The organism is Solidesulfovibrio fructosivorans JJ], from assembly GCF_000179555.1.
GTDB lineage: Bacteria > Desulfobacterota > Desulfovibrionia > Desulfovibrionales > Desulfovibrionaceae > Solidesulfovibrio > Solidesulfovibrio fructosivorans.
Map to the genome: position 1 here is coordinate 15947 of NZ_AECZ01000029.1, position 25565 is coordinate 41511.

The window sequence follows — 25565 nt, forward strand, 5'->3', positions numbered from 1 at the left end:
TTGCCAGGGTGGATATGCGATCCCCCCGCAGTATCGACGAAACACCCAGGTCAACGGGAACACCTCTCCCATACCAGGGCAGCGGAAGACGCTTTTAACCTGGAGCATTCCTTACAACCGTTACAGGGAATGCTTTGTTCGAACCTTAAAAAGGAATCATTGGGATCATGCATATCAAGAAAATTGTGGATGATGTTTACCGCGTTTCTGTAAACGTCGAGGACAAGAATTATCTGTTTGAGGGCATTTGGCCAATTCCCCACGGAATTTCCATCAACGGCTACCTCATCAAAGGCGAAAAGAACGTCCTCATCGACCTGACGCAAAATATTTTCGATTTCCCCAAGGAATTTACCCGTCAGATTGAAGGGGCAAAACTGGAAGTCGAGGATATCGACATCCTGGTCATCAACCACATGGAGCCGGACCATTCCGGCTGGCTGCGCGAATTCTGCAAGAAAAACACGAAAGCGGTCATCTACTGCACCAAGAAGGCCATTCCGCTGTTGCAGGCCTTCTCCGATGTGCCGGCGGAAAGGGCCATCGCCATCACCGACGGCATGGAACTGACGGTGGGGGATTACGAACTGCAGTTCTTCGAGACCCCGAACATCCACTGGCCGGAAACCATGATGACCTACGAGCGCAAGAGGAAAATTCTTTTCTCATGCGACGCCTTCGGTTGCTACGGGAACATCGAGGAAGACAAGATCTTCGACGACCAGATCTCGCAGGAAAAGCACGAGTTCTACGAGAGCGAGGCCCTGCGCTATTACGCCAACATCGTGGCCACGTTCTCTTCCTTCGTGCTGCGCGGCCTGGAAAAGCTGAAGGATCTGGACATCAAGATCATCTGCCCCTCGCACGGCATCATCTGGCGGGACAACCCCTCCGTCATCATCAACGACTACAAGCGGTACGCCGAGTACAGCAAGGGTCCGGCGGAACGGGACGTCACCATCATCTGGAGCAGCATGTACGGCAACACCAAACAGGTGCTCAACACCATCATCGAGGTGCTGCGCAAGCGGGACATCCCGGTGCATGTGTACCAGGCTCCGGGCGACGACGCCGGATACGTGCTGGCCAGCGCCTGGAAGTCGGCCGGCCTGATCTTCTGCATGCCGACCTACGAGTACAAGATGTTCCCGCCCATGGCCCAGATGATCGAGGAACTCCTGGTCAAGAAGGTCACCAACAAGAAGGTGTACCGCTTCGGCTCGTTCGGCTGGGTCGGCGGCGCGCAGAAGGACTTCGAGGCCAAGACGGAGAAATCCGGCTGGGACATCCTCGGCCATTATGAATGGCAGGGCGCGCCCACCGAGGCCGACCAGGAGGCCATTCGCACGGCCGTGGAAGGCTACTGCGACACGCTGATCGACTTTACGAAATAACTTTCCACCTCATAACGGAAATGCAAAGGGCCTTCCCATCGCCATGGCGGCGGGAAGGCCTTTTTTTGCGCACCGCGACCATGCGCATCTTACCCCGTTAAAAACTTTAGGAAGGGGAGAGCGCGAGAGGGGAAACCCTTTCCTGAAAGGGTTTCCCCTCTCGCACCCTCTTCGCCTCCCTCCTCTCTCCCTACCGCAATTGGCTGTCCTTGCTGCCGCGGCGGTTGTATGGGGAAAAGGCGACCTGATCCCGGTCGCGCTCCTGCTGGCAGGCGACGCAGAGCCGCACGCCGGGCAGCGCCTTGCGCCTCGCCTCGGGGATGGGCTCGCCGCATTCCTCGCACTCCGAGAGGCTTTCGCCACGGGGCATGCGGCTTCGCACCCGGGCCACCTCATCCTCGACGGAATGGGCTATCTGGTCCTGCACGGCCCCGTCGCCGGCCCAGCCATTGGCCATGGTTCGCTCCTTTGTCCAGGCGTCGGCGGTTCCCGAAGCGGGTCGGACAGGCCTGGCCCCGAAAACCGCTCTCCATAACCAATAACAATGAGGCCTCCCGGCGCGGCGTCAAGAGCCCCGCCCGCACGACGCCTGGCCGGAACCACGCTTCGGGGCGGCCTTGCCGGCGCGGCGGCGCTTCCCCTGGCCGCCGCCGAGCAGCCCGGCCTTGGCCAAAAGCCCGCCCACGGCCGCTTCCTCGGCCTTTTTCCCGGCCGGGGTGGTTTCCTCCCAGACAAGGGCCCGGTCCGGGCAGGTGGCCACGCAGGGCGGCTCAAGGCCGCCAAGCTGCTGGTCCAGACAGAGGTCGCACTTGACCATGACCTTGTCCGGGCCGAACTGGGGCACGCCGTAGGGGCAGGCCCGGGCGCAGGCCTTGCAGCCGATGCAGCGCGCGGCGTCCACGACCACCCGGCCATCCTCTTCGCTTTTGCTGATGGCCCCGGCGGCGCAGGCGTCAAGACAGGCCGGCGCGACGCAGTGCAGGCAGGCCAGGGACAGGCTTTTGCTCGTCACGGCCGGATAGCCGCCGTCCCAAAGGTTGACGACCCGCCGGAACCGTATGCCGTAGGGCAGGTCGCGCCAGCTTTTGCAGGCGGTCTCGCAGCCGTGGCACTGGAGGCACTTTCCGGGATCGAACCGGATCAGATACTCTTTCACTGACGCGTGCATCGCCCTTCCTCGATACGTTTGACCTCCACCAGCGTCTGGCTGGCCATGGCCGTAATCATGGGGTCGTAGGCCTTTTGCCGGTCCACGCTGTAGAGCAGGTTCACGTTGGCCCCGCCGTCGGTCAGGGGGAAATCGGGCAAGCCGAGCTCCTTGCAGCCCTGCCACCAGCCGTGCAGCAGCATGACGGTATCGGGACGGATGCCGGGGTAACGCTCGGCCTTGACCTTAAGCCAGCCGTGGGGCGAGGTCACCGTGACCCAGTCCCCGTCGGCGATGCCCCGGGCGGCGGCCGCGTCGGGGTGGATGTGCAGCACCGGATCGGGCGTGATTTCCCGCAAAAGCGGCACGTTGCGCTGCCAGGAAGCGCTGAAGTTTTTCGACGTGTGGTAGTCGGAAAGAATCAGCGGATAGGTCGCCGTCAGTTCGGGCGTGGCGGTCGGACTTTCCGGGGGCTCGCGCCACTCGGGCATGGGCGCGTAGCCGGCCCGCTCGAAATCGGTGTTGTAGAGCGCCACCTTGCCCTGGGGCAGATACGGGGCGTGGTCCAGCCGGGAACTCGGCCGGGCGAAGACCGTGCCGTACTTCTCGTATTCGGGCGGCGGGGGCGCAAGCGTCAGGCCGGTCGGACGGGCGCGCAGCGCGGCCATGTCCAGCCCCAGCGGGGCGAGCTGGTCGTCCATGCAGGCGGCGATGTCGCCCTGCCAGAAGTCGTCGCCGTAGCCCATGGCCGTGGCGAGATCGAGAAAAAACCCGATCATGGACCTGTAGGGGCCAAGGGGCGGAATCACCCGGTTGGTGGCCATGAGCCAGCCGGGGCCGTACTGGAACGGAGAGTCGGTCTCGTAGCCCGTGGCCACGGGCACGACCACGTCGGCCCAGGGCGTCTCGGCGGTGCGGGCCACGTCCGCCACCACGAAGAAGTCGATTTTTTTCAGCGCCGCCAGGACATTTCGGGTGCCGCGCATGCTGGCCAGGGGCTGGGTGCCGGGGGCGATGATGCCCCGGACGGGGTAAGGATCGCCGGTCAGCACGCTTTCCCAGATGCGGTAATAGGCCGAGGACGCGCCTTCCATAAAAGGCTGAAAGGCGACGGGAAATTCCGGTCCCACCAGCTTGCCCACGATTTCCCTGGTGTAGCGCTCCCGCAGCGAAATGTCCTTGGGCCGGCGCTTGGGCGGAAGTTGCAGCATATTGGTCCCGGGCCGGTCCAGGTGGCCGGTCACGGCCATGAGCATACCCACGGCGCGAATGGCGTCGCAGGACGAGGGAGTGTGCTCCACGCCGTTGCCGAGGTCGATGGCGGCCCGGGGCGTGGCGGCGTATTCGCGCGCCACCGCTTCGATCCGCCCTGCCGGAACACCGGTGATGCCTTCGGCCCAGGCCGGGGAGTATTGCCGGACGTGCTCGGCCAGCCGCTCGTAGCCGTAGCACCAGTCCCGGACGAAATCGTGGTCGATTAGGTCCTCGCCGATCACCACGTGAAGCATGGCCAGGGCCAGGGCCGCGTCCGTGCCCGGCCGCACCGGCAGCCAGACGTCGGCCATGCCCGCGTCCGGCTCGACCGAGGGCTTGATGGCGACAATGCGCGCCCCACGCGCCTTGGCGGCCAGAAAGGCCCGGGCCGCCGGCCCCACCGGGCCGGAGTAGATGGGCTGGCGGCCCCAGTAGAGGATCAGGTCGCTTTGGCCGTAGTCCGGCAGCGGCCAGTCGGCCACGGTATGCATGAAGCCGAAGGCGCGCTGCATGGCGCAGATGCCGCTGTGGCCGTAGTTGGGGCTGCCGTGGGCGATGACGAAGCGTTGCAGGTATTCGCTGTAGGAACGCCGGGCCGGGGAGAGCACGGCCAGGGATTCGGGGCCGTACTCCCTTTTTTGTCGCAAAAGGACCGTGGCGATGTGGTCGATGGCCGCATCCCAGCTTATTTCCTCGAACCGCCCCTCCCCTTTTTCGCCGATGCGGCGCAGGGGCCGGGTCAGCCGGTCTGGGGAATAGACCCACTGGGGCGCGGCATGGGCCTTGGCGCAAAGCGCGCCCCGGTTGTTGGGGGATTCGTCCATGCCGGCCACGCGGACAAAGCGTCCGTCCCTGACAAAGGCATATATGCCGCACCCGCCGCCCGGTCCGCCGGGACCGCACATGCCGCACACCGTGGGCACGACGGTCTCGCCCCTGTCCCGGGCCACGGCGAGCGCCTGTTCATAGAGCATCGTTATCCACCTTTCGCGCGCGGGCCGCGGCGTCGCATGTGTCCGCCACGGGCGCGGCCTGGGCCTCGGCCATCTTGCGGTCGATGTGGCAGTTGATGTCGCGCAAAAAGCGCAGGATGGCGTCCTGCTCCCCGGCGTCGTAGGCCGTCAGCAGGGCCAGCCGTTCCCGCCTGGCCACGGCGTGACATTTCCCGTGGACGTCGAACATCCGGCGGCCGGCCCCGGTCAGACGGAAATAGATTTCCTTGTTGTTGGTCGGCTCGCGGTAACTTTCAATGAGCCCCTTGCCGACCAGCTTCTTCGCGATCTTGCTGATCGCCCCCCGGGTCATGCCCATCTCCCGGGAAATCCCGGTCACGTTGGCGTGGTCGAGACTGCCGATCCAGTGGATGCAATGGATCTCGGTCAAGTGCATGTCGCCGTAAAAATCCTCGCGTCCGTGCCGGAAGACGTCCGACCGTTCGGCGAACCGGACAAGGGCGTCGATGATTTGCGTCGCCTGGCTCATGGCTCCCCTCTTTTGTTTCTTCAGAAACATTTTAGGGCGCAATGTTTCCATGTCAACAAAAAACGCCCCGTGAACTTTACAGCCAGGGCTGACGCTGGCTAGACAACAAGCATTCTACGCAAACGCACGGACATGGGAGGGCTCACGCCGACATGCTTGCAATCGTGCTCTGGGGGACCGGAGGCAACGCCCGGGACTTCCTCGCCTCCGCCGTGGGCGGAGGCTTCAGCGTCGTCGGCTGCGTGGACAACGACCCGCAACGCCAGGGCGGACGTTTCGAAGGCCTGCCCGTCCATGCGCCGACGGAGCTGCCCCGACTGCGCTTCGATTATCTGGTCATCGCCAGCCACGCGGCCGGGCCCATCCGAACGCAGGCCCTGGGGCTCTCCGTCCCCTCGGGAAAAATCCTGAGCACCGCCCATGTGATCTCCCTGCAACTGCTGGCGGCCGGTCATCCGCTGGCAGGCCAGGCCGTCGGCCTGGAAACGACCGGCTGGCACCACGCCTTCGAACTGTTGCCGGGCGTTCGCACATTAGGCGCGGCGCCCCTGCGCCAAGCGCTTTTGGACGACGCGTTCCTTGGCGACGTGGCGGGCCGGCGCATGCTGGTCCTCGGCGCGCGCGACGGGGCCTACGCCTTCGACCTGGAGCGACGCGGCGCGGCCGAGGTCGTGGCCTTCGATTTCCCCGAGACCCGCAGCCACGCCTTCAATTTCGCCGTGACCATGCGCGACTCCAAGGTAACGAGCATGGTCGGCTTCCCGGAACTGCTGGCAGCCGACAGCATGGGAAAATACGACGCGGTCTGCCTGTACGAGATGCAGGGCCTGCCCCGCCATCCCCTGGAGCTTCTGGGCGTGGCGACGGACAGGCTGCGCGTCGGGGGAACGCTCTATTTCGAGAGTCTGGCGGCGGAGTTCCTGCGGGACGGGGACGCGCGGGCAAAGGAAACGGAAGGCGCGGACAATCAGGCGACGGACGGCGGCTGGGCGCTGTCCCTCCCGGCCGAGCGGCTGGGCTACGCGGGCGAGGGCCTGGCCCATGTCCCGTCCATGGCTTGTCTGCGGGCCTGGATCGAAGATGCCGGGTTGTCGATAACGGCGCTCTCTCGCGACGCCTCGGGCGACGCGGTCCACGGCAAGGCCGTCAAGACGCGGCGCACCGCCCGGCGCGCGGTCCACGCGCCCGGATGCCGGACAAGTCCATCTCGGCGGAAGCTGTGCCTCGTGTACATCGCCGGCGCGCCGCGATCGGGCACCACCTATTTGCAGCGCACATTGCGCGAGGCCGAGGGCTGCGGCGGCATCGACGACGAACAGTACCTGGACCTTTTTGCCTCGGTGCTGCGCGACGTGGAGCGCGACCCCTCCAATGCCGCCCTGGACGCCCATTTCGACGTATTCTTCACCACGCTCCAAAAATACGCCGTGCCCCGCACGGCGGCCGCCCGGGTCACGCCCGCCGTCTTCGCCCAGGTGGGACTGTGCAAGAATTTCCGCATGCTGGGCGCGGACCTGCTCGACCGGATCGTCGCGGCCAGCCTTGCCCCGGACACCCGCTTCTACGTGGCCAACCGGCCCTTTCCCGAGCCATCCTACATGGACGATCTGGCGTTTTATTGTCAGGAATCAGGCCTGTTCCGGGAGCTGCGCTGCATCCTTCCCGTGCGCCACCCCCTGGAGGTCTGGGCCTCGGGTTGCTTGAAATTCCCCTGGTGGCGCGAGGAGCGCTGGCCGTTTTCCATGGTGCTCGGGCGCTGGTTCGCGGTTTACGAAGCGGCGCGGGAACGCGGCGGCCTTTTCGTCGACTACAACAGGCTCAAGGAAAATCCCCAGGCGACCATAGACGCGCTTGCCGCGCGGCTCGGGCTGCCGAAACTGACGGCCCTGCCCTTTCGCGCGTCGAGCGTCGCGCAAGTGGAACTGCGCCTCAGCCGCAGCCAGCAGGTAAGAATCGACCGCTTCCTCCAGACCCTGCCCTTTATCGCCTGACCCGGCGGAACCCGCACGGGAAATCTTTCGGACGGCACGTTTACGAATCCTGTGACGCGTCGCCATCCTGGCGCGATTGCCTGTACTTGCTGACGGCTTGCCGGGTGACGCCGATGAGCCTGGCGGCGACGGACTGGTTGCCGCCGGCGCGGCGCAGGGCTTCCTCGATGAGCAGTTCCCGGGCCTGCTTGAGATTCGGCAGGCGCGGCCCGAAGCCCAGCAGATCCGCCGGGACAGCCCCGTCCGCCGGGGTCGCCGCGTCCAGGCGCACCGTTGGATCGAAGCGCAGCACCGCCCGAAATGCCTCCGGCCCAAGGGTTGCGCCCTCGGCCAGACGGGCGGCGTCGAGAACGAGGTGCCGCAGTTCCCGGACATTGCCCGGAAAGGCGTAGCCGCCGAGCAGGGCGGCGATGCCGGCCACGTCGGCCCGGAGGCTTCGCCCGCCCTCGCCCGCCGCCTCGTCGACGAAATGTTCGATGAGAAGCGGCAGATCGCCCGGGCGTTCCCGCAGCGGCGGCAGGGCCACCATATGGCCGCGCAGGCGGAAGTAGAGGTCGCGCCGAAACGTGCCCGCCTCCTGGAGCGCGGTCAGGTCCTGATGGGTGGCGGCGACGATGCGGGCCGTGGACTTGCGCGAGACGTCCGAACCCAGGGGCGCGTATTCTTCCTCTTGGAGCAGGCGCAACAGCTTTTTCTGGGACTGCGGGCTCAGGTCGCCGATCTCGTCCAGAAAGAGCGTGCCGTCCCGGGCCGTCTCCACCAGCCCGGCCCTGGCCTGGGCCGCTCCGGTAAAGGCCCCCCGGGTGTGGCCAAAAAGCGTGTCCGCCACCATGTTGTCGTCGAGCCCGGCCATGTTGACGGCCACGAATTTGCCCTGCCGGCGGCTGACCCGGTGGATGGCCCGGGCGATGAGCTCCTTGCCCGAGCCGCTTTCCCCGGTCACCAGCACCGGCCAGGCCGTCTCGGCGATGGCTTCCACGTAATGAAAGACCGTGCGCATGGTCTTGTCCACGGTGAGGATGTCCGCGAAAAGCTCCGGGCTATCGAGCTCCTCCTGGAAAAGGCGCTGGCGCAGGGTGCTGTTTTCCCGGCGCAGCTCGAAGATTTCGATGGCGTGCTTGATGCCGGCGATCAGCGTATTGCGCGATTCGGTCTTGACGATGAAGTCGAAGGCGCCGAGCCGGATGCAGTTGACCGCGGCCTTGATCTCGCTGAGCCCCGAGATGACCAGCACCGGCAGTTCCGGGTGCTCGGCCAGGATGCGGGGGATCAGCTCCTCGCCGGCGACATGGGGCATCATGAGATCCACAGCCACGGCGCAAAACTGGCGCTTCCCGAGCATCTCCAGCACCTGCCGGCTGTCGGAGAGCGCCACGACGTTGTTGATGCCCGAGGCGCGAAGCGCGCTTTGGAAGCTGCGCAGCCACGATTCCTCGTCGTCGACCAGGAGCACCGGATAGCGGGGCGAGGTCCGCTTGGCCCCGACCCGCTCCGCTTGCGCCTCCCCCGTCGCCACTTCCCTGTCCGCCTCCCGCCGAGGCCCGCCGCGCGGCATCACACACCCCCTTCCCGGCCGCGTCCGCACACCGGCAGGCGCATCTCCACCCGTGTACCCGCCCCCGGCCCGGAAGCAAAGACCAGCCGGCCGCCGTGCTCCTCGACGATGTTGGAGGAGACCGAAAGCCCGAGTCCCGTGCCGCCGGTTTCGCGCTTGGTGGTGAAAAACGGATCCATGATCTTGGAGAGGATCTCCGGCGCGATGCCCGAGCCGGCATCCGTCACCCGCACCACCACCGAGGCGTCCTCGGGATCGGCCAGGGTCTCCACGCGGATGGCCTGATCCCGGCGGGTCAGGGCCTCGCAGGCGTTGACCAGCAGGTTTATGACCACCTGGGACAGCTTTTGGGGATTGGCCGTCACGGCCGGCAGGCCCTCGGCCAGGGACACAGTGAAGCGGTTGGTGCTCTTGGCCACGAGGTTGTCGACCAGTTGCAGGGAATTGCGCACCACGTCGCTTATGTCGATGTCCCATTTGAAATCGTCCGGGGCGCGGCGCGAAAAATTCTTGAGGCTCCCGACGATGCCCCGGATGCGGGTGGCCCCTTCGTACATCCGGGCGAGCAGGTCCGGGAGCATGTCCCGCAGTTCGGAATATTCCAGCCCCCCGGCCACGAAGTCCCCGTTTTCCCGGTAATAGGCTTCGAGGATGGGGGTGATGTCCTCCCAGATTTCCTGCAGCATGGGGAGGTTCAGGGTCATGAAGCTGTTGGGGTTGTTGATCTCGTGGGCCATGCCGGCGACCAGCACGCCAAGGGAGACCATCTTGTCGGCCTGAATGAGCTGCTGCTGTTTTTCCTTGGCCGCCCTGTCGGCCAGCACCCGCTCGGTGATGTCGCGCACGGCCAGCACCCGGGCCGCCCCGCCCTGGTAGGCGATGTCGCGCTCGCGCACCTCGCAGGTGCGCTCCCGGCCGTCCGGACCGACGAACCGGGCCAGGCAGGCGTCCGCGCCGGCCGCGTCGTCGCAGGGGACGTCCTCCTCGCGGTCGGTGGGGGCAAGGAGCGTTTCCACCTCCCGGCCGATAAGCGTGGCCGGAACCTGCCCGAACATGGCGCAGCCGGCCTTGTTGGCGTCGACGATGGTTCCGCCCTGATGGATGAAAATGCCTTCGAAGGTGGCTTCCGAAAGCTGGCGAAAGCGCTCCTCGCTTTCGCGCAGGGCCTGTTCGGCCCGGCGGCGCAGTTCGATGGCCTGGGCCTGGAGATAGTTCTTCTCGGCCAGGCTGGAAATCTGGTGGGCGATCAGGCAAAGCGCCCGGCACACGGTCAGAAACTGCTCGCGGGTCATGACCGGCACTTCGGCCAGAGCGTCCATGTAATGCGCCTCGTCGGCCCCGATCTCGGCCGCGTAGGCCCTGGCCCGGCCCTCGTCGCCGGTTTCGATGCGCACCTGCCCCACCACCCAGTTGGCCACGTGGCGGTCGCCGGCGTAGATGCTCGTGCCGCCGTCCCACAGCCCGCTGCTCAGGCACGGCCGCATGATCGGCTCCAGGGGATCGGTGGAGCCGAAGGAGGCGTCGGAACGGATGCAGTTGGAAAGCCCCTTGGGCGTACGGCGCACCACCTCGCGGCACAGGCGGCAAAAGCGGCTCGGCCGGGTGAGAGGCCGGCCTTCGGTATCGGTGATGATGGAGGCGACGTTGGTGGCCGCGGCAAAGGCGTCCTGGATTTCCTGGATCGCCTCCACGTTGAAGATGTCCCGAAAGGTGAGCGTGTCGCCCCTGCCGTCCGTGCCGGGCCAGCGAAAACCCGGACGCGGCGGATCGCCCAGGGGATAGAGCCCGCTGTCCGCCTCCAATTCGCGGATACGGTCGCGCAGGCTTTCAAGTTCCCGCAGCAGGATCACTTGCCCCGGTCGCTGGGGCCGCGCCGTCTGTTCCCCCGATTCCATGAGCCGTCTTCCTCCGCTGGATCGTTGACGCCGCCCTTTTCGGGCCACCTGCCGACGCTTTTTCTCTAAGCATGAAACGGGCCAGCGTCACCCGTCCCCCAGGCGCTCCGGCCGGCCGTTTTCCGGCCCGATTCAAGCGCCAGAGCCCGTCTTTTCCCGCCTGTCCGGGCCATGCCGCCCGGTCGCGCAACCGGCGCTGACAACCTGGCGCATTTGGCGACAACCTGTGTTGACAGCCGTAACCGCCTCTTTTGCCAGTCTTTCGCTCGCTGGTCCGCGTTTCCCCGGCCTATCTTGTCAACCCACGTTGCCTCGCGCAACCGCAAACGCTTCATGACCGGCCGGATACAGCGCCTAACCGTTGTCGATACACGACTTTTGGCGGATGGAACGCCATTTGAACTTCCCCCCGAACACCATAAGGAGAGACACCCCATGCCCGTCACCCTCGAAACCGCCCGCCGCCTGATCGAGGCGGCCAAGGAAAAAGCCCTGTCCCTCGGCGTGCCCATGGTCGTGGCCGTGGTCGACGCCGGCGGCAACCTCGTGGCCCTGGACCGCCAGGACGACGCCCTACTCGTCAGCATCGAACTGGCCCGAGACAAGGCCTACTCGGCCGTGGCCGTCAAGACCGACACCGCCACCATCGGCCGACTCGCCCAGCCCGGGGCGGAACTCTTCGGACTCGGCCGGGCCTCGGGCGGGCGCATCGTCACCTTCGGCGGCGGCCTGCCCCTTGTGGAAAACGACAAGGTCGTCGGCGGCATCGGCGTCAGCGGCGGTTCCGTGGCCGAGGATACGGCCTGCGCCACCGCCGGGCAAAAAGCGTTTTAGCGGCTCAAGCAACCCAGCGGCCAGCCGGCCGCTTCATACACACCATTCCCGGAGGAACCCATGTCCCAGCAACAGGTCACCACAGCCCGCAAGGCCCCCGCGCACCCCACGTTGACCATGCCCGAAGCCCATGGCCCGACGGAACGCATCGAAAAAGCCCTGGAACGCTTCGTCGCCACCGAACCGGCCATCTGCCCCGAACGCGCCGTGCTCATCACCGAGTCCTACAAGGAAACCGAAGCCCTGCCCATGGTCCTGCGCCGGGCCAAGGCTCTGGAAAAGATCCTGGCCAACATGTCCATCTTCATCCAGGACGGGGAGCTTCTCGTCGGCAACCAGGCCGGCAAGCCCAGAAGCGCCCCCATCTTCCCGGAATTCTCCTGCAAATGGGTCGCATCCGAACTCGACCGGCTGGAAAAGCGCACCGCCGACGTGTTCCGCATCTCCGAGGACACCAAGGCCCAGCTGCGCCAGGCCTTCGCCTATTGGGACGGCAAGACCACCAACGAATTCGCCGCCGCCATGATGCCGCCCGAAGCCCTGGAAGCCCACAACGACGTGGTCTACACCGTGGGCAACTACTTCTATAACGGTGTCGGGCACATCTCCGTGGACTACGCCAAGGCCATCGGCCAGGGCCTCAATAGCGTCATCGCCGCCGCCAAGAAGGCCATGGCCGCCCTGGATTACGCCGACGCCGGACAGCTGAAAAAATACCACTTCCTTGAAGCGGTGATCATCGCCAACAAGGCCGTCATCGCCTTTGCCGGCCGCTTCGCCGAGCTGGCCGAAAAACTCGCCGCCACCTGCGACGATCCGTTGCGGGCCGACGAGCTCAAGGAAATCGCCCGGATCTGCCGCAAGGTGCCGGCCAACCCCGCCGAGACCTTCCACGAGGCCCTGCAAGCCTTCTGGTTCGTCCATCTGGTCATCCAGATCGAATCCAACGGCCATTCCATCTCGCCCATGCGCTTCGACCAGTACATGTATCCCTACTACGCCCGCGAAAAGCAGCGCCTGCTGCCGGAAAAGGCCCAGGAACTCCTGGACCAGCTGTGGATCAAGTTTTCCGAGCTCAACAAGGTGCGCGACGAGACCTCGACCATGGCCTTCGCCGGCTACCCCATGTTCATGAACCTGATCGTGGGCGGGCAAAAGCGCGACGGCACCGACGCCACCAACGACCTGTCCTTCATGTGCCTGCAGGCCGCGGCCAACACCAGGCTCTACGCCCCGTCGCTGTCCATCCGCATCCACGAGGGCACCCCGGCGGCGCTCTACCGCAAGGCGGCGGAGATCTCCCGCATGGGCATGGGCTACCCGGCCTACTACAACGACCGGGTCATCATCCCGGCCCTGCTCGCCCGGGGACTGGCCCGCGAGGACGCCCGCGACTACGGCATCATCGGTTGCGTGGAACCGCAGGTCGGCGGCAAGACCGAGGGCTGGCACGACGCCGCCTTCTTCAACATGGGCAAGGTGGTGGAGCTGACCTTAAACGACGGCGTGGACCAGCGCACGGGCAAACAGATCGGCCCCATGACCGGCAGCTTGGAGACGTTTAGGACCTTCGACGACGTCATGGCCGCCTACAAGGCCCAGACCGCCTACTTCGTGCGGCTGATGGCCTCGGCGGACAACGCCGTGGACATGGCCCACGCCATGCGCTGCCCCCTGCCGTTCCTCTCCTCCCTGGTCGACGACTGCATCGCCTCGGGCAAATCGCTCCAGGAAGGCGGCGCGCACTACAACTTCACCGGTCCCCAGGGCGTGGGCGTGGCCAATGCCGGCGACAGCCTGACCGCCATCAAGAAGCTGGTCTTCGACGACAAGGCGCTCACCATGGCCGAACTGCGCGAACTGCTGGCCACGAACTTCGAAGGCCATGAGGACCTGCGCCAGATGCTGCTCAACCGCGCGCCCAAGTACGGCAACGACGACGACTACGCCGACGCCCTGGCCCACGACGCGGCGCTCGTCTACTGCGAAGAGGTCAACCGCTACGAAAACCCGCGCGGCGGCAAGTTCCAGCCCGGGCTCTACCCGGCCTCGGCCAACGTGCCCCTGGGGTCGGTGGTGGCCGCCACCCCCGACGGCCGCAAGGCCTGGACGCCGCTGGCCGACGGCGTGTCGCCCATCTCCGGCTGCGACACCTGCGGCCCCACGGCTTCGGTGCTGTCCGTGGCCAAGCTGGACCACGAGATCGCCTCCAACGGCACGCTCCTGAACCAGAAGTTCCACCCTTCGGCCCTGGAAGGCGACACCGGCCTCGACAACCTCAAGGCCGTGACCGAAACCTACTTCCAAAACGGCGGCTTCCACGTCCAATACAACGTGATCAGCCGCGAAACCCTGCTCGACGCCCAGGCCAATCCCGACGCCTACAAGGGGCTCGTGGTGCGCGTGGCCGGCTACAGCGCCTTCTTCACGGCCCTCGACAAGTCGCTCCAAAACGACATCATCGCCCGTACCGAGCAGACTTTTTAGGGGAGAAGAGAGGAGCCGGGGGGAAACCTTTCTGAAGAAAGGTTTTCCCCCCGGGCCCCCTTTCCAAAGACTTTTATAATAACAGCTGGATGTGAGCGGTGGAGCTCGTATAACGGTAAAAACTTTAGGAAGGGGAGAGCGCGAGAGGGGAGAACCCTTCCTTGAAAGGGTTTCCTCTCTCGCATCCTCCCCCTCCTTTTCCAAAGGTTCGCGCATGAATTGGAAGCAGCGACAGCATTCGTTCAGCCTGGCCGACCGCGACCGTCCCGGTCCCACGGGCCTTGTTTTCGACATCCAGCGTTTCGCCGTGCACGACGGCGGCGGCATCCGCACCCTGGTTTTCCTCAAGGGCTGTCCACTGCGCTGCCGGTGGTGCCAGAACCCCGAATCCATGAATCCGGCCCCGGAGATCATGCGCATCGCCCACACCTGCATTTCCTGCGTGAAGTGCATGGCGCTTTGCCCGCGACAGGCCATCCGTTTCGCCGCAAACGGAACGGTGGTCATCGACCGCGAGGCCTGCGACCTGTGCGGGGAGTGCGTGGCCACCTGCTACGCCGGTTCCATGACCATCGTCGGCCGCTACCTGACGCCCGGGGAAGTCCTGGACGAGGTGTGCCGGGACGCGAAGTTCTACACCGTCTCCGGCGGCGGGGTGACCTTTTCCGGCGGCGAGCCGACCTTGCAGCTCGATTTCCTGCGCGCCTGTCTGCGCGAGGCCAAGGCCCGGGGGCTGCACACCGCCATCGAGACCTGCGGCCACGCGCCCTGGACCTCGTTTGCCGGCCTGCTCGGCGACGTGGATCTCTTTTTGTGCGACATCAAGCACATGGACGGCGCGCGCCACCGCGAGCTGACCGGGGTGTCCAACGAACGCATTCTGGAGAACATCGAACGCCTGAGCCAGGCCGGGGCGGCGGTGCGCCTGCGCCTGCCGCTTATCCCCGGGGCCAACGACAGCGAAGCCAACGTCACGGCCACGGCCCGCTTCGCCGCCGGCCTGCCGCATTTGCGGGGCTTCGACATCCTGCCCTACCACCGCCTGGGGGAATCCAAGTGGCGCCAACTCGACCGGCCCTATCCCATGACCGGCGTCGCGCCGCACACCCGTGCGGAAGTGCTGGCCCGGGCCGCCCTGGCCGGGGAGTACGTGGCCACGGTCGGCATCGGCGGCTAGGCCGCCCCGGGATGCGGGGCAGACGCGCGTTCCGGCCTGGGGACGCGCCGTCAGGCCGAGGCCAGGTATTGCGTCCACAGCACCCGGCGGAAATCCCTGGTGCCGGCGTAGTGGTGGAAGCGGCCGACGAAGGCGGCCCGTTCGTTGTAGAGCGCGCCCTTCCAGCCGGTATGCGGCGTGTGGAGCAGGTCGATACCGCCGATCATGTGCTGGCGGGCGGCCAGCTCCTCCAGGCCGAGGACGGCGGCGTTTCGCAGCATGTCGTAGAGGAGCAGAAAGGTCGTGGTGCGCCCGTCGCCGGCGTGGCAGTGGAAATGGAGCCAGGTGCCTGGGGGCAGTTCCCGGACGAAGCGGATGAAGCGGTCCACGTCCGCGTCGGACGGCCGCGAGTGGTCGCGCACGGCGATGCGAAACGTTCCCAGCCCAAGTCCGCAAAGCGCTTCCTGCTCGCTTCGCGCCCGGTCGTAGGCGACCTCCTCCACCCGGACCTCGGCCAAGGCGCCGTCCGGGTCCTTGGAAATGACCCGCGACACCGCCGCCTCGCCGCAGGGGGGCAGATCGCCGATGCGGGTCTCCTCGTCGCATTCCACCGCTTGCAGGGATTTGCCGTCATTGGCCCAGTTCCTGAGCCCGTACCAGCTGACCGGATGTTCGCCGAGCAGGGCGTGGGATTCCTGGCGCAGGTCCACCACCGTGACCTCGGGAGCCAGCCCCTTGATGGTCGTGGCCATCTCGGACGACGAGGGTTGTTCGCTGCCCGAGGCGCGCAGTTCCGCCAAGCCCTGGCGCGAGGGCGGTGTGGTCGTGATGGGGACGGCCCAGGGGCCGGCCAGGCTGCGAAAGTGGCTGGGCAGCCCTTGTTCCCGGATGGAATCGAAAATCAGGGTCGGATCGCTTTCCATGCTCTGTCCGATGCCCGACGCCTTCCGAGCCGTCTTCCGGCCGGCGCGGTGCGTGTTTCAGGCGAGCAGCGGCGCGCGGACGGCCCCGAGCACCCGCAGGGCGTCCTCGGGCGCAAGCCGCACCATCTCCCCCCGCTGGCCCGCGTTGGTCACCACGGAGGCTTCGGTAAAAACGGCCTCTTCCATGGCGGTGGGGACTTTCTTGCGCATGCCGAAGGGGCTTATGCCGCCCACATGGTAGCCGGTCACCCGTTCGGCCTCGGCCGGGGGCAGCATCTTGGCCGACTTGCCGCCAAAGGCGGCCGCCACCCGTTTCATGCTGAGCTCCCCGTCGGACGGCACCACGGCGCAGGCCGGTTTGCCGTCGACGGACACCATGAGGGTCTTGAGCACCCGCGAGGCGTCTTCGCCGATGGCCGCGGCGGCGTGCAGGCCGATGTGATGGGAGTCGGCCTCGTAGGCATAACGCACGGTGGTAAAGGGGACGCCGGCCTGGCTAAGGACGACGGTAGCCCGGGTTTTCTGCGCCATATCCCGCCAAATTCCTTTTTGTTCTGGCAGGGCAGATAAAAAACCGGGCTGGCGGCGTCAAGTTCGGCCGCCCGGGCGCGGCGGATGGAGGGACTTGGCCGGAGGGACCCTGGCGTGCGGCCCCTCCGGTTTCGCGGCGCGTCAGGCCTTGGCCGATACCGACAGGCGCGAGCGCAGCTTTCGTTCGGCCTCGAGGGCCTGTTCGACAAACGCCCTGTCGTCGAACCGTTCGCCAAGGGAGGATTCGACCTTGGACAGCTGACGATCGATCCTCCGGGTGTAGCCTGAACCGATATTCATAATAAAAACAATGGATAGTACCGTGATGGCGATATTCTTCCTCATAGCTTGAAACTCCCTCGCTGGTGAAGAAGGAAACGCGGCTTCTTTCACGGTGCGGGTATAGCGAGCCGGATTTTTGTTGTCAGCATAACGATTTGTCATGTTCGCCGACGACGCCAGGGGGGAAGAATCAAATCGTAGGAAGTGGTCCGGCCAAGAGAGGGCCAGGGAGGCTTCGCTGAAAAAGCGCCTCGGATGCGAGAAAACATGAAGGGATAAAAAGCCGCTCCAAAAGCAAAAGGGAGTCAGGCTATTAACCTAACTCCCTGGACTTGCTGGTGGGCCATCAAAGACTCGAACTTTGAACCAACGGATTAAGAGTCCGCTGCTCTACCAATTGAGCTAATGGCCCGTGCGCCGTTCATGCGCGGCGGAGAAGCTGTTTACGCGGATGGGGCGGGGGTGTCAACACAATTCCGTGAAAAAAATTCGCCAAGCCCGTCGCGGCATTTGCCGTCAAACGGTTTATGGCTTATAAGGATTGTCTTGACGAGAATACCGCCGCCATGGCGCGGCGTTCCCCATAGGGCGTTCATGAGCCATATCCTCGGCATCAAGTTCCGTGACCACGGACAGTTGTATTATTTCGACTCCGGACCCTTCGTCGTCGGCGTCGGCGACAGCGTCCTCGTCCAGACCGAGCAGGGACTCGGCATGGGCAAGGTCGCCCTCGTGCGCGACACCCCGCCCGAAGGCGAGGAACAACCCGAAATCAAACCCATATTCCGCCTGCCCACGACCGAAGACGTGGACATCCAGCGCGAGAACGATTTGCTCGCCCGCGAGGCCCACACCTACTGCCGCAAGTGCATCGAGTCCCGCAACCTGGAGATGAAGCTCGTCGACGTGGAGGTGCTCCACGACCGGGGCAAGATCGTTTTCTACTTCACCGCTCCGGGCCGCATCGACTTTCGCGAGCTGGTCAAGGACCTGGTCAAGGCCTACCACACCCGCATCGAACTGCGTCAGATCGGCGTGCGCCACGAGACGCAGATGCTCGGGGCCATCGGCAATTGCGGCCAGATGTGCTGCTGCCGCCGGTTCATGCGCAAGTTCGCCCCGGTCACCATCAAGATGGCCAAGGAACAAAACCTGTTCCTGAACCCCACAAAGATCTCCGGCATCTGCGGCCGGCTCCTGTGCTGCCTGTCCTTCGAGCAGGAAAACTACGAACAGTTCCAGAAGAAATGCCCCCGGGTCGGAAAAAAGTTTTCCACGTCCTTCGGACTGGTCAAGGTGCTGCGCACCAACCTTTTCCGCGAAACCATCAGCGTCCTCGACGAAACCGGCGAGGAACACGAGCTGACGGTGGAGGAATGGAACGCGGCCCTGGCCAACCCGGCTTCCGCCGAATCCCGTTCCCAGGAGCGCCAGGACGCCGCCGGGCCCGAGGCCGGCCGCACCCCGCCGCGCCGGGCCCCGGAAGGGCAGCAAAACCAGCCCCCGCGCGGCGAACGCCGCGACCGCGACCGGGAGCGCCCCCGCGCCGCCGGGCAGGGGCAATCCGGCGATGCGCCGCCCCGCGAGTCCCGCGAGGGACAGGGACGCTCCCGCCGGGGACGCCGTCCGTCCCGAAAAGGTCCCAGGCCGGCCGGCCAGCAGCCCCAGCAGTCCCAGGAGCAGCAGGCCCAGGCCCCGCGTCCCAAGAACCCCAGGCATGCCCCGCGCCCCGAGGCGCGACAGGGCGGCAAAAATCCTTCCCGTCCTCCGGAGTCCGGATCGTGAACCGCTTTTTCATCACCACCCCCATATATTACGTCAACGCCAAGCCGCATCTCGGCCATGCCTACACCACCATCGTGGTCGACGCCCTGGCCCGGTTCCACGCCCTTTTGGGCGAGGAGGTCTTTTTCCTCACCGGCACCGACGAGCACGGCGACAAGATCGCCGAGGCGGCCCAAAAGGCCGGCCAGACGCCCAAGGAATATGCCGACTCCATAAGCGGCCTTTTCAGTTCCCTTTGGCCCAAGCTCGGCATCGCGCCGAGGCGCTTCATCCGCACCACCGACCCCGACCACAAGGAAGCGGTGAAAAAGGCCCTCCAGCTCGTTTACGACAAGGGCGACATCTACTTCGGCGAGTACGGCGGCCATTACTGCAAGGGTTGCGAGCGCTTCCTGACCGAAAAGGAGCTGGTGGACGGGCTGTGCCCGGACCACAAGGTCAAGCCCGAATACATCGCGGAGAAGAACTACTTCTTCCGCATGTCCAAATACCAGGGCGCGCTTCTCGAGCATATCAAGGCCAATCCGGACTTCATCCGCCCCCGCCAGTACCGAAACGAGGTGGTGAGCCTGCTCGAATCCGGGGCCTTGGAAGACCTGTGCATCTCCCGGCCCAAATCGCGCCTGACCTGGGGCATTGAGCTGCCCTTTGACGACAACTTCGTCACCTACGTCTGGTTCGACGCGCTCATGAACTACCTGACGGCCATCGGCTGGCCCGACGACCCGGATTTTTCCAAATGGTGGGACGTGGCCGAACACGTGGTGGCCAAGGACATCCTGAAGCCCCATGCCGTGTTCTGGCCGACCATGTTGCTCGCCATGGGCCTGCCGCTCTACAAGCGCCTCAATGTCCACGGCTACTGGCTGGTGCGCGACACCAAGATGTCCAAGTCGCTCGGCAACGTGATCGAGCCGCTGGCCATGGCCGAGCAGGCCGGGCTTTCGGGCATGCGCTATTTTCTTTTGCGCGAGATGGTCTTCGGCTCGGACGCGAGCTTTTCCGACGAGGCGCTCATCGGCCGGTTCAACGCCGATCTGGCCAACGACCTCGGCAATCTGGCCAACCGCGCGCTGGCCATGACCACCAAGTATTTCGGCGGCACGGTGCCCGCATCCGACGCGCCGCAGGCCGCGGATGCGGAGCTTGCCCGCCTGGGCCGCGAGGCCATGGCCAATTTCGTGCAGCTTTTCGGCGCGGCCCAGTTTTCCCGGGCCCTCGAAGCGCTGTGGGAGCTCGTGCGGGGGCTCAACAAGTACATCGACGCCATGGCCCCATGGACGCTTTTCAAGGAAGGCGACACCGCGCGCCTGGGAACGGTCATGGCCACGGTCCTCGGCGGCCTGCGCCAGGTGGCCGTGTGCCTGCTCCCGGTCATGCCCGAGGCGGCCGAAAAGCTCCTTGCCCAGCTCGGCCAGGAAACCGCCGGCCTAAACCTCGCCAAAGAGGCCGAGAACTTCGCCCCGCTCGCCGCCGGCACGGCCGTCGCCGCCACTTCCAACCTCTTCCCCCGCATGGAGGCCCCGGCCAAGACGGACGCCCCCGCGCCCAAGCCCAAGGCCGCCAAAGACAAGGCCAAGGCGGCCAAAGCGGCCAAGGCTCCCGCCCCCAAGCCCGAACCCGAGGCGGAAGTGGCGTTCGAGGATTTCGCCAAGCTCGACCTGCGCGTGGCCACGGTGCTGACCGCCGCCCCGGTGCCCGGGGCCGACCGGCTCTACGCCATCACCGTGGACGTGGGCGAGGCCGAACCGCGACCCGTCGTGGCCGGGCTGGCCGAATACTTCCCGGCCGATGACCTCGTTGGCCGACAGGTGGTGCTCGTGGCCAACCTCAAGCCGCGAAAGCTGCGCGGGGCCGTCTCCCACGGCATGATTCTGGCCGTCAAACACGAGGGCGGCATGGCCCTTCTGACGCCGTCCGCCCCGGTCGCGCCGGGCAACCGCGTTTCGTAACGCGCCTCCCACTCCGGCGAAAAACCACGGGAACCCGCGCGGGGATTGACTTGCGCCCCTCGTGTGCTACGAGCCGGTGAAACAATTATGGCTGTTTCGCGTCGCGGGCCGGCGTCCGAGGGGGATGCCGGCCTTGTGTTGCACACGCGGGCGGCACGTTCGGGAGAGGGGTCATGCGCATGTCCTTACAGCTGCGTCTGACCATCGGCACCATCATCGGTTTCTTCCTGGTGGTGCTGGTGGCAAGCGGCGTGTCTTTCTGGCGTCTTTCCGATCTGGCCGACCAGGCCGGTGCCACCCTGTCCCGGACCCAGGCCGACCTCGGGCAAAACGCCAATCCCGCCGTGCGCGACGACCTGCGCGCCCTGGCCCGGCGTCTCGACGCCCTGCCCGCCGAAACCGCTTCGGTTTCGGCCCTGGCTTCCATCCTCGCCGCCGTCCTTTTGGCGGCTCTTTTTTTATGGACCATAAACCGCTCCCTCATGCGGCCCCTCGAGCGGCTGGCCGCCTATGCCAAAAGCGTGGGCGGCGGCAAGGCCGCGCCCCTGGCCGACGACGGCCGGTTCATCGGCCGCCTGGGCCTGCTCAAGGACAGCCTGGAGGCCATGGTCCGGATCATGGAGGAACGGCTGGCCCTGGCCAAGGCCAAAGCCGCCGAGGTCGAAGCGGCCGCTGACGCCGCCGAGCAGGCTTCGCGCGAGGCCACCCGGGCGGGCAAGAAGGACGAGACCCGGCGCATGGGCATGCTGGCCGCCGGCGAAACCCTGGAAGGCGTGGCCGATTCCATCAAGAAAGCCACGGCCGACCTGCGGGGCGAGGCCAAGGAGGTCAGCCTCGGGGCCGAGGAGCAAAAGACCTGCATCGACGATACGGCCGCCTCGGTGTCCGTCATGTTCGACTCCACCGTGGCCGTGGCCAAAAGCGCCGAGATGGCCGCGGAAGCCGCCGAGCAGGCGCGAAGCCAGGCCACGGACGGGGCGGCCGTGGTGGACGATTCCGTGGCCGCCATCGGCGAAGTCAGCACGCTGACCGCGTCGCTTACGGCCAACATGGCCGAACTGGGCCGTCAGGCCGAGTCCATCGGGGAGGTCATGACCGTCATCACGGACATCGCCGACCAGACCAACCTGCTGGCCTTAAATGCCGCCATCGAGGCGGCCCGGGCCGGCGAGGCCGGGCGCGGCTTCGCCGTGGTCGCCGACGAGGTCCGCAAGCTGGCTGAAAAGACCATGGCCGCCACCGGCGAGGTGGGCCAGGTCATCAAAGCCATCCAGAACGGCACCTTCGACAACATCCGCCACATGGAGCAGGCCTCCGGGGCCGTGGACAAGGCCACGGAACTGGCCGGCAGCTCAAGGGCGGCGCTTGGCGAAATCGTGCGCCTCTCCGGCGACGCCGCCGCCCAGATCGGCTCCATCGCCGGAGCCTCGGACGAGCAGGTCGCGGCCAGCGAACGCATCAAGACCGCCATCGACCGGGTGCGCGAACTGTCCGGCCGCACCACCGACGGCATGGTCCGCTCGGCCGGCACCATCGAGGCGCTCGGCGGCGAGATCGAGGAACTCATCAAATTGAACGGGGTGTTCAAGCTCATCGGCCAGGGCACGGCCCAGGACGCGGTGGAACGGCTGGCCGCCTCCCCGGACATGACGGGACTCGCCCAGGCGGACATGGAACGCCTCATGCGCGGCGTGTTGTCGCAAAACGCCTTCCTGGAACTCCTCTACGCCACCAATGCCCAGGGCATCCAGATCACGGAAAATATCGCCCCGGCCGGCTTCCCGACCAGTTCCTCGGGTTCGGTCAAGGGCAAGAACTGGTCCACCAGGCCCTGGTTCACCGAGGTCATGCAGAAAAAGGACACGTCCATCTCGGCCATCTACGTGTCCGAGGCCTCGGGCGAGTACTGCCTGACCATCTCCACGCCCATCTTTTCCGGCGACCGCATCGCCGGGGTGCTCGGCGCGGATATCAAAGTGTTTGGATGATCCCCTACTCCAGGCCATAGCGCTTGACCTTGCGCCACAGCGACACCCGGTCGATGCCGAGGATGCGGGCGGCCTTGGACTTGTTGCCCTCCACCTCCTCGAGCACGTCGCGGATGTAGCTCTTCTCGTGCGCCTCAAGGGTCGGCCAGTCGCGGCGCGCCCCACGCGTGGGGCGGATGCGCTCGTCGCGCAGGTCGGCAAGCAGGTGCACGGGCTCGATGACGTCGCCCTCGCACACGGCCAGGGCCTTTTGCACGATGTTTTCCAGCTCGCGCACGTTGCCCGGGTATTCGTAGAGCAGGAGCTTGTCGAGGACCTCGGGCGAAAGCTGGACGCTGCGGCCCGAGGCGGCGGCGTGCTTGACCAGGAAATGGCGCGCCAGCTCCGGGATATCCTCGCGGCGTTCGGACAGGGGCGGCACGTGCACGGTGATGACGTCGAGGCGGTAGAAGAGGTCCTGGCGAAAGGCCCCGGTCTCCGATTCCTTGCGAAGGTCCTTGTTGGTGGCCGAGAGCACCCGGGCGTCCATGGGCGCTTCCTCGGTGCCGCCCACGCGCAAAAACGTGCGCTCCTGGAGCACGCGCAGGAGCTTGACCTGCATGGAAAGCGGCAGCTCGCCGATCTCGTCGAGGAAAAGCGTGCCCCCGGCGGCGGCCTCGATGAGCCCCTTGCGCCGGGCCCCGGCCCCGGTAAAGGCCTCGCGTTCGTGGCCGAACAGTTCGTTGCTGATGAGCTCCTCGGAAAACGCGCCGCAGTTGACGGCCATGAACCGCCCCTTGGACCGGGGGCTCAGGTCGTGGATGGTGCGGGCGACCAGCTCCTTGCCGGTGCCGGTCTCGCCGGTGATGAGCACGTTGCATTCAAGCCGCGCCACTTGCAGGATGGACTGGCGCAGGGCCTCCATGGGATCGCTGCCGCCGATGAGCCTCGAAAGCCCCGAGGCCGGATCGACGCTTTGGCGAAGCCGCGTGATCTCGCGGCGCATGGCGTTTTTTTCCAGGGCCTTGCCGACCTGGGCCAGCACCTCTTCCACATGGATGGGCTTGGAGACGTAGGTGAACGCCCCCAGGCGCATGGCCGTCACGGCCGTTTCCACGGCGGCGTGGCCCGTGACCACGATGACCTCGGTCTCGGGCGAACGGCGCTTGATGGCGGCCAAAAGCTCCATGCCGTCCATGCCCGGCATGCGCAGGTCCGTCAGCACCAGGTCGAAGGGTTCCCCGGCCAGAAGGATCAGGGCTTCGTTCCCATCCCCGGCGGCGCTGGCCCGGTGTCCGGCCTTGATCAGGATGTGGACGAGGTTTTCCCGGGCGATGGGCTCGTCGTCCACCACCAGCACGCGGGCGCGCTTCATGCCGGACCGTCCATCTTGCCCGCCCCGGCTTCGGACAGGGGCAGGCGGATGGTGAACACCGCCCCCTTACCCGGGGCGCTGTCCACGGTGATCTTGCCGGCGTGCTTTTCCACGATGCCGTAGACGATGGACAGCCCGAGCCCCGTGCCCTTGCCCTCCTCCTTGGTGGTGTAGAAGGGATCGAAGACGCGGCTTCGGATTTCCTCCGGGATGCCGGGGCCGGTGTCGGACACGGTGATGACGGCTTGGCCGGCGTCCGCGTCGCGCCTGGCGGCCAGGCTCACCTCGCCCTTGCCGTCCACGGCCTGGATGCCGTTTATGAGCAGGTTCAAAAGCGCTTCCTGAAGGCGCGAGGCGTCGGCCGGGATGACGAGGTCGTCCGGCACGTCGCTTGTCAGCCGCACGCCCGAGCCGCCCTGGCTGGACACCAGCCGCAACGTCCGCCCGGCAAGCTCGGACAGGGGCACCGGGCGCAGGGAGAATTCCCGGGCCCGGGAAAATTCCAGCAGCCCCTGCACGATGTCCCGCGCCCGCAGGGTTTCCTGGTGGATGTTGGCGAGCAGCTTACGCAAAAAGGCCGGGTCGGCGGTTTCCAGCTCGTCCAGGGCGATCTGGCTGGAGGTCGAGATGTTGTTGAGGGGGTTGTTGAGCTGATGGGCCACGCCGGCGGTCAGGGTGCCGATGGACGAGAGCTTTTTCGTCTGCACGAGCTGGTCCTGACGGCGCTCGATCTCGGCCACCATGCGGTTCATCGCCTCCATGACCTGCTCGATCTCGTCGTTGGTGTTGACGACCTGGATTTCCTTGAACCGGCCGGCGGCGATGTCCTGGGTGGCGGCGCGGATGATGCCCAGCGGCTTGAAAATCTTGCGGAACATGAGCAACGGCAAGGCCACGCCCAGGGCCACGGACACGGACACGGCCAAAAGGAGCTGGGCCCCGAGCAGCCGGATCAGCGCCCGGATGCGCCCACGCTCGAATTCCACCACCGCGTCGGCGGCCTCGGTAAGGCCTTTGCCCACCTCGCGCAGCTTAAGCGCCGCCTCGCCGCCCTGCCCGCCCCCGGAGACGGCCAGATCCCCCAGAGCCTGCCGGTAGTCGCGCAGCCGCGCCCGCAAGGCGTCAAGCTGGGAGGAGACGCGCAAATCGCTGGCCTCGGCCGTCAGCGCGTCCAGAGTCTTGAAGGATTCGGCCAGGTAGCGCCGATCCTCGGCCAGGTCCTCGGGCAGGCCGTAAAGCAGATAGTTCTTCTCGTAGCGCCGCACTTCGAGGATGGTGTTGGCAATGACGTGCCCCAGGCGCATGAACTCGAGCTTGTCCTCCATGGTGCGCAGGTCCTCGTAGGAAATGATGCCCATGGCACCGATCCCGAGCACGTAAAGTGTCAGAATAGCGACTATTTTTTGTCGAAGACTGAGGCGGGCGCGAAGGAGGCTGGTCATGAGGTCCCCCGGCTGGACGGATTGGCCTGCCGGCCTGGAGACTTAGCCTACACGCCGTGGCCCCGGGGAACAAGGCCCGGCGGGAATCGCCCCGCCGCCCTTGCCCGCTTTTT

19 protein-coding genes and 1 tRNA gene are annotated in these 25565 nt (G+C 66.0%); 8 read left to right on the top strand and 12 right to left on the bottom strand.

The features are described from left to right. Positions 1-167: 167 nt before the first annotated feature. Positions 168-1394, top strand: a complete 1227-nt coding sequence (locus DESFRDRAFT_RS16295; RefSeq protein ID WP_005995745.1) for an FprA family A-type flavoprotein — start codon at positions 168-170, stop codon at positions 1392-1394. A gap of 190 nt (positions 1395-1584) precedes the next feature. Here the strand turns inward: DESFRDRAFT_RS16295 and DESFRDRAFT_RS16300 are convergent, their stop codons facing one another. The 4 genes from DESFRDRAFT_RS16300 to DESFRDRAFT_RS16315 form a co-directional block, all read right to left on the bottom strand. Next, positions 1585-1851 carry a DksA/TraR family C4-type zinc finger protein gene (locus DESFRDRAFT_RS16300; RefSeq protein ID WP_005995747.1) on the bottom strand — a complete coding sequence of 89 codons (267 nt, stop codon included), beginning with the start codon at positions 1849-1851 and terminating at the stop codon, positions 1585-1587. A gap of 108 nt (positions 1852-1959) precedes the next feature. Beyond that, on the bottom strand, positions 1960-2562 hold the full coding sequence (locus DESFRDRAFT_RS16305) for a 4Fe-4S dicluster domain-containing protein (RefSeq protein ID WP_005995750.1): 603 nt from the start codon (positions 2560-2562) through the stop codon (positions 1960-1962). Continuing rightward, positions 2547-4769: a molybdopterin-containing oxidoreductase family protein gene (locus DESFRDRAFT_RS16310; protein ID WP_005995752.1), complete on the bottom strand. Its 2223-nt coding sequence runs from the start codon at positions 4767-4769 to the stop codon at positions 2547-2549. The genes DESFRDRAFT_RS16305 and DESFRDRAFT_RS16310 overlap by 16 nt, the downstream gene beginning before the upstream one ends. Continuing rightward, positions 4759-5277, bottom strand: a complete 519-nt coding sequence (locus tag DESFRDRAFT_RS16315) for a MarR family winged helix-turn-helix transcriptional regulator (protein ID WP_005995754.1) — start codon at positions 5275-5277, stop codon at positions 4759-4761. The genes DESFRDRAFT_RS16310 and DESFRDRAFT_RS16315 overlap by 11 nt, the downstream gene beginning before the upstream one ends. Positions 5278-5429: 152 nt before the next feature. Here DESFRDRAFT_RS16315 and DESFRDRAFT_RS16320 point away from each other — a divergent pair, with 152 nt between their 5' ends. Further along, positions 5430-7268, top strand: a complete 1839-nt coding sequence (locus DESFRDRAFT_RS16320; protein ID WP_005995756.1) for a class I SAM-dependent methyltransferase — start codon at positions 5430-5432, stop codon at positions 7266-7268. Between the two features lie 40 nt (positions 7269-7308). Here DESFRDRAFT_RS16320 and DESFRDRAFT_RS16325 read toward each other — a convergent pair whose 3' ends face one another. After that, complete coding sequence (locus DESFRDRAFT_RS16325; RefSeq protein WP_005995759.1) at positions 7309-8823, bottom strand: sigma-54-dependent transcriptional regulator; 1515 nt, start codon at positions 8821-8823, stop codon at positions 7309-7311. Continuing rightward, complete coding sequence (locus tag DESFRDRAFT_RS16330) at positions 8823-10718, bottom strand: PocR ligand-binding domain-containing protein (protein WP_005995761.1); 1896 nt, start codon at positions 10716-10718, stop codon at positions 8823-8825. Before DESFRDRAFT_RS16330 ends, DESFRDRAFT_RS16325 begins: the two co-directional genes overlap by 1 nt. A gap of 435 nt (positions 10719-11153) precedes the next feature. Here DESFRDRAFT_RS16330 and DESFRDRAFT_RS16335 point away from each other — a divergent pair, with 435 nt between their 5' ends. The 3 genes from DESFRDRAFT_RS16335 (at position 11154) to DESFRDRAFT_RS16345 (ending at position 15216) form a co-directional block, all read left to right on the top strand. Further along, positions 11154-11552, top strand: a complete 399-nt coding sequence (locus tag DESFRDRAFT_RS16335) for a GlcG/HbpS family heme-binding protein (RefSeq protein WP_005995763.1) — start codon at positions 11154-11156, stop codon at positions 11550-11552. Positions 11553-11612: 60 nt separating this feature from the next. Next, positions 11613-14039 carry a glycyl radical protein gene (locus DESFRDRAFT_RS16340; protein WP_005995765.1) on the top strand — a complete coding sequence of 809 codons (2427 nt, stop codon included), beginning with the start codon at positions 11613-11615 and terminating at the stop codon, positions 14037-14039. Between the two features lie 214 nt (positions 14040-14253). After that, positions 14254-15216 (top strand): glycyl-radical enzyme activating protein, encoded by a 963-nt coding sequence (locus DESFRDRAFT_RS16345; protein WP_005995767.1) that lies wholly within the window; start codon positions 14254-14256, stop codon positions 15214-15216. Between the two features lie 50 nt (positions 15217-15266). Here the strand turns inward: DESFRDRAFT_RS16345 and DESFRDRAFT_RS16350 are convergent, their stop codons facing one another. The 4 genes from DESFRDRAFT_RS16350 to DESFRDRAFT_RS16365 form a co-directional block, all read right to left on the bottom strand. Further along, complete coding sequence (locus tag DESFRDRAFT_RS16350; RefSeq protein ID WP_005995769.1) at positions 15267-16118, bottom strand: phosphatase domain-containing putative toxin; 852 nt, start codon at positions 16116-16118, stop codon at positions 15267-15269. A gap of 57 nt (positions 16119-16175) precedes the next feature. Then, a complete protein-coding gene (locus DESFRDRAFT_RS16355) occupies positions 16176-16649 on the bottom strand; it encodes an aminoacyl-tRNA deacylase (protein WP_005995771.1) in 474 nt (157 codons plus the stop codon). A 141-nt stretch (positions 16650-16790) separates the two neighbouring features. Next, entirely contained in the window at positions 16791-16994 is a 204-nt protein-coding gene (locus DESFRDRAFT_RS16360; protein WP_005995773.1) for a hypothetical protein, read from the bottom strand. 273 nt (positions 16995-17267) lie between these two features. After that, positions 17268-17343 (bottom strand) — tRNA-Lys (locus tag DESFRDRAFT_RS16365). A gap of 182 nt (positions 17344-17525) precedes the next feature. Here DESFRDRAFT_RS16365 and DESFRDRAFT_RS16370 point away from each other — a divergent pair. From DESFRDRAFT_RS16370 to DESFRDRAFT_RS16380, 3 genes are all read left to right on the top strand, one after another. Continuing rightward, complete coding sequence (locus tag DESFRDRAFT_RS16370; protein ID WP_005995775.1) at positions 17526-18716, top strand: PSP1 domain-containing protein; 1191 nt, start codon at positions 17526-17528, stop codon at positions 18714-18716. Next, the gene (gene metG / locus DESFRDRAFT_RS16375; protein ID WP_005995777.1) at positions 18713-20668 is read left to right on the top strand and encodes a methionine--tRNA ligase; all 1956 of its coding nucleotides are present in this window, start codon (positions 18713-18715) and stop codon (positions 20666-20668) included. Before DESFRDRAFT_RS16370 ends, metG begins: the two co-directional genes overlap by 4 nt. A gap of 173 nt (positions 20669-20841) precedes the next feature. Then, on the top strand, positions 20842-22656 hold the full coding sequence (locus DESFRDRAFT_RS16380) for a methyl-accepting chemotaxis protein (protein ID WP_005995779.1): 1815 nt from the start codon (positions 20842-20844) through the stop codon (positions 22654-22656). A 4-nt stretch (positions 22657-22660) separates the two neighbouring features. Here DESFRDRAFT_RS16380 and DESFRDRAFT_RS16385 read toward each other — a convergent pair whose 3' ends face one another. Together DESFRDRAFT_RS16385 and DESFRDRAFT_RS16390 are read right to left on the bottom strand one after the other, a co-directional pair. Continuing rightward, the gene (locus tag DESFRDRAFT_RS16385; RefSeq protein ID WP_005995781.1) at positions 22661-24010 is read right to left on the bottom strand and encodes a sigma-54-dependent transcriptional regulator; all 1350 of its coding nucleotides are present in this window, start codon (positions 24008-24010) and stop codon (positions 22661-22663) included. Continuing rightward, positions 24007-25368, bottom strand: a complete 1362-nt coding sequence (locus DESFRDRAFT_RS16390) for a sensor histidine kinase (RefSeq protein WP_233489634.1) — start codon at positions 25366-25368, stop codon at positions 24007-24009. Before DESFRDRAFT_RS16390 ends, DESFRDRAFT_RS16385 begins: the two co-directional genes overlap by 4 nt. Positions 25369-25565: the final 197 nt, after the last annotated feature.

Excerpts from the sequence above, each read along its gene's own strand:
- DESFRDRAFT_RS16295 (WP_005995745.1), top strand. The coding sequence starts at position 168 with ATGCATATCAAGAAAATTGTGGATGATGTTTACCGCGTTTCTGTAAAC.
- DESFRDRAFT_RS16300 (WP_005995747.1), bottom strand. The coding sequence starts at position 1,851 with ATGGCCAATGGCTGGGCCGGCGACGGGGCCGTGCAGGACCAGATAGCC.
- DESFRDRAFT_RS16305 (WP_005995750.1), bottom strand. The coding sequence starts at position 2,562 with ATGCACGCGTCAGTGAAAGAGTATCTGATCCGGTTCGATCCCGGAAAG.
- DESFRDRAFT_RS16310 (WP_005995752.1), bottom strand. The coding sequence starts at position 4,769 with ATGCTCTATGAACAGGCGCTCGCCGTGGCCCGGGACAGGGGCGAGACC.
- DESFRDRAFT_RS16315 (WP_005995754.1), bottom strand. The coding sequence starts at position 5,277 with ATGAGCCAGGCGACGCAAATCATCGACGCCCTTGTCCGGTTCGCCGAA.
- DESFRDRAFT_RS16320 (WP_005995756.1), top strand. The coding sequence starts at position 5,430 with ATGCTTGCAATCGTGCTCTGGGGGACCGGAGGCAACGCCCGGGACTTC.
- DESFRDRAFT_RS16325 (WP_005995759.1), bottom strand. The coding sequence starts at position 8,823 with ATGCCGCGCGGCGGGCCTCGGCGGGAGGCGGACAGGGAAGTGGCGACG.
- DESFRDRAFT_RS16330 (WP_005995761.1), bottom strand. The coding sequence starts at position 10,718 with ATGGAATCGGGGGAACAGACGGCGCGGCCCCAGCGACCGGGGCAAGTG.
- DESFRDRAFT_RS16335 (WP_005995763.1), top strand. The coding sequence starts at position 11,154 with ATGCCCGTCACCCTCGAAACCGCCCGCCGCCTGATCGAGGCGGCCAAG.
- DESFRDRAFT_RS16340 (WP_005995765.1), top strand. The coding sequence starts at position 11,613 with ATGTCCCAGCAACAGGTCACCACAGCCCGCAAGGCCCCCGCGCACCCC.
- DESFRDRAFT_RS16345 (WP_005995767.1), top strand. The coding sequence starts at position 14,254 with ATGAATTGGAAGCAGCGACAGCATTCGTTCAGCCTGGCCGACCGCGAC.
- DESFRDRAFT_RS16350 (WP_005995769.1), bottom strand. The coding sequence starts at position 16,118 with ATGGAAAGCGATCCGACCCTGATTTTCGATTCCATCCGGGAACAAGGG.
- DESFRDRAFT_RS16355 (WP_005995771.1), bottom strand. The coding sequence starts at position 16,649 with ATGGCGCAGAAAACCCGGGCTACCGTCGTCCTTAGCCAGGCCGGCGTC.
- DESFRDRAFT_RS16360 (WP_005995773.1), bottom strand. The coding sequence starts at position 16,994 with ATGAGGAAGAATATCGCCATCACGGTACTATCCATTGTTTTTATTATG.
- DESFRDRAFT_RS16370 (WP_005995775.1), top strand. The coding sequence starts at position 17,526 with ATGAGCCATATCCTCGGCATCAAGTTCCGTGACCACGGACAGTTGTAT.
- DESFRDRAFT_RS16380 (WP_005995779.1), top strand. The coding sequence starts at position 20,842 with ATGCGCATGTCCTTACAGCTGCGTCTGACCATCGGCACCATCATCGGT.
- DESFRDRAFT_RS16385 (WP_005995781.1), bottom strand. The coding sequence starts at position 24,010 with ATGAAGCGCGCCCGCGTGCTGGTGGTGGACGACGAGCCCATCGCCCGG.
- DESFRDRAFT_RS16390 (WP_233489634.1), bottom strand. The coding sequence starts at position 25,368 with ATGGGCATCATTTCCTACGAGGACCTGCGCACCATGGAGGACAAGCTC.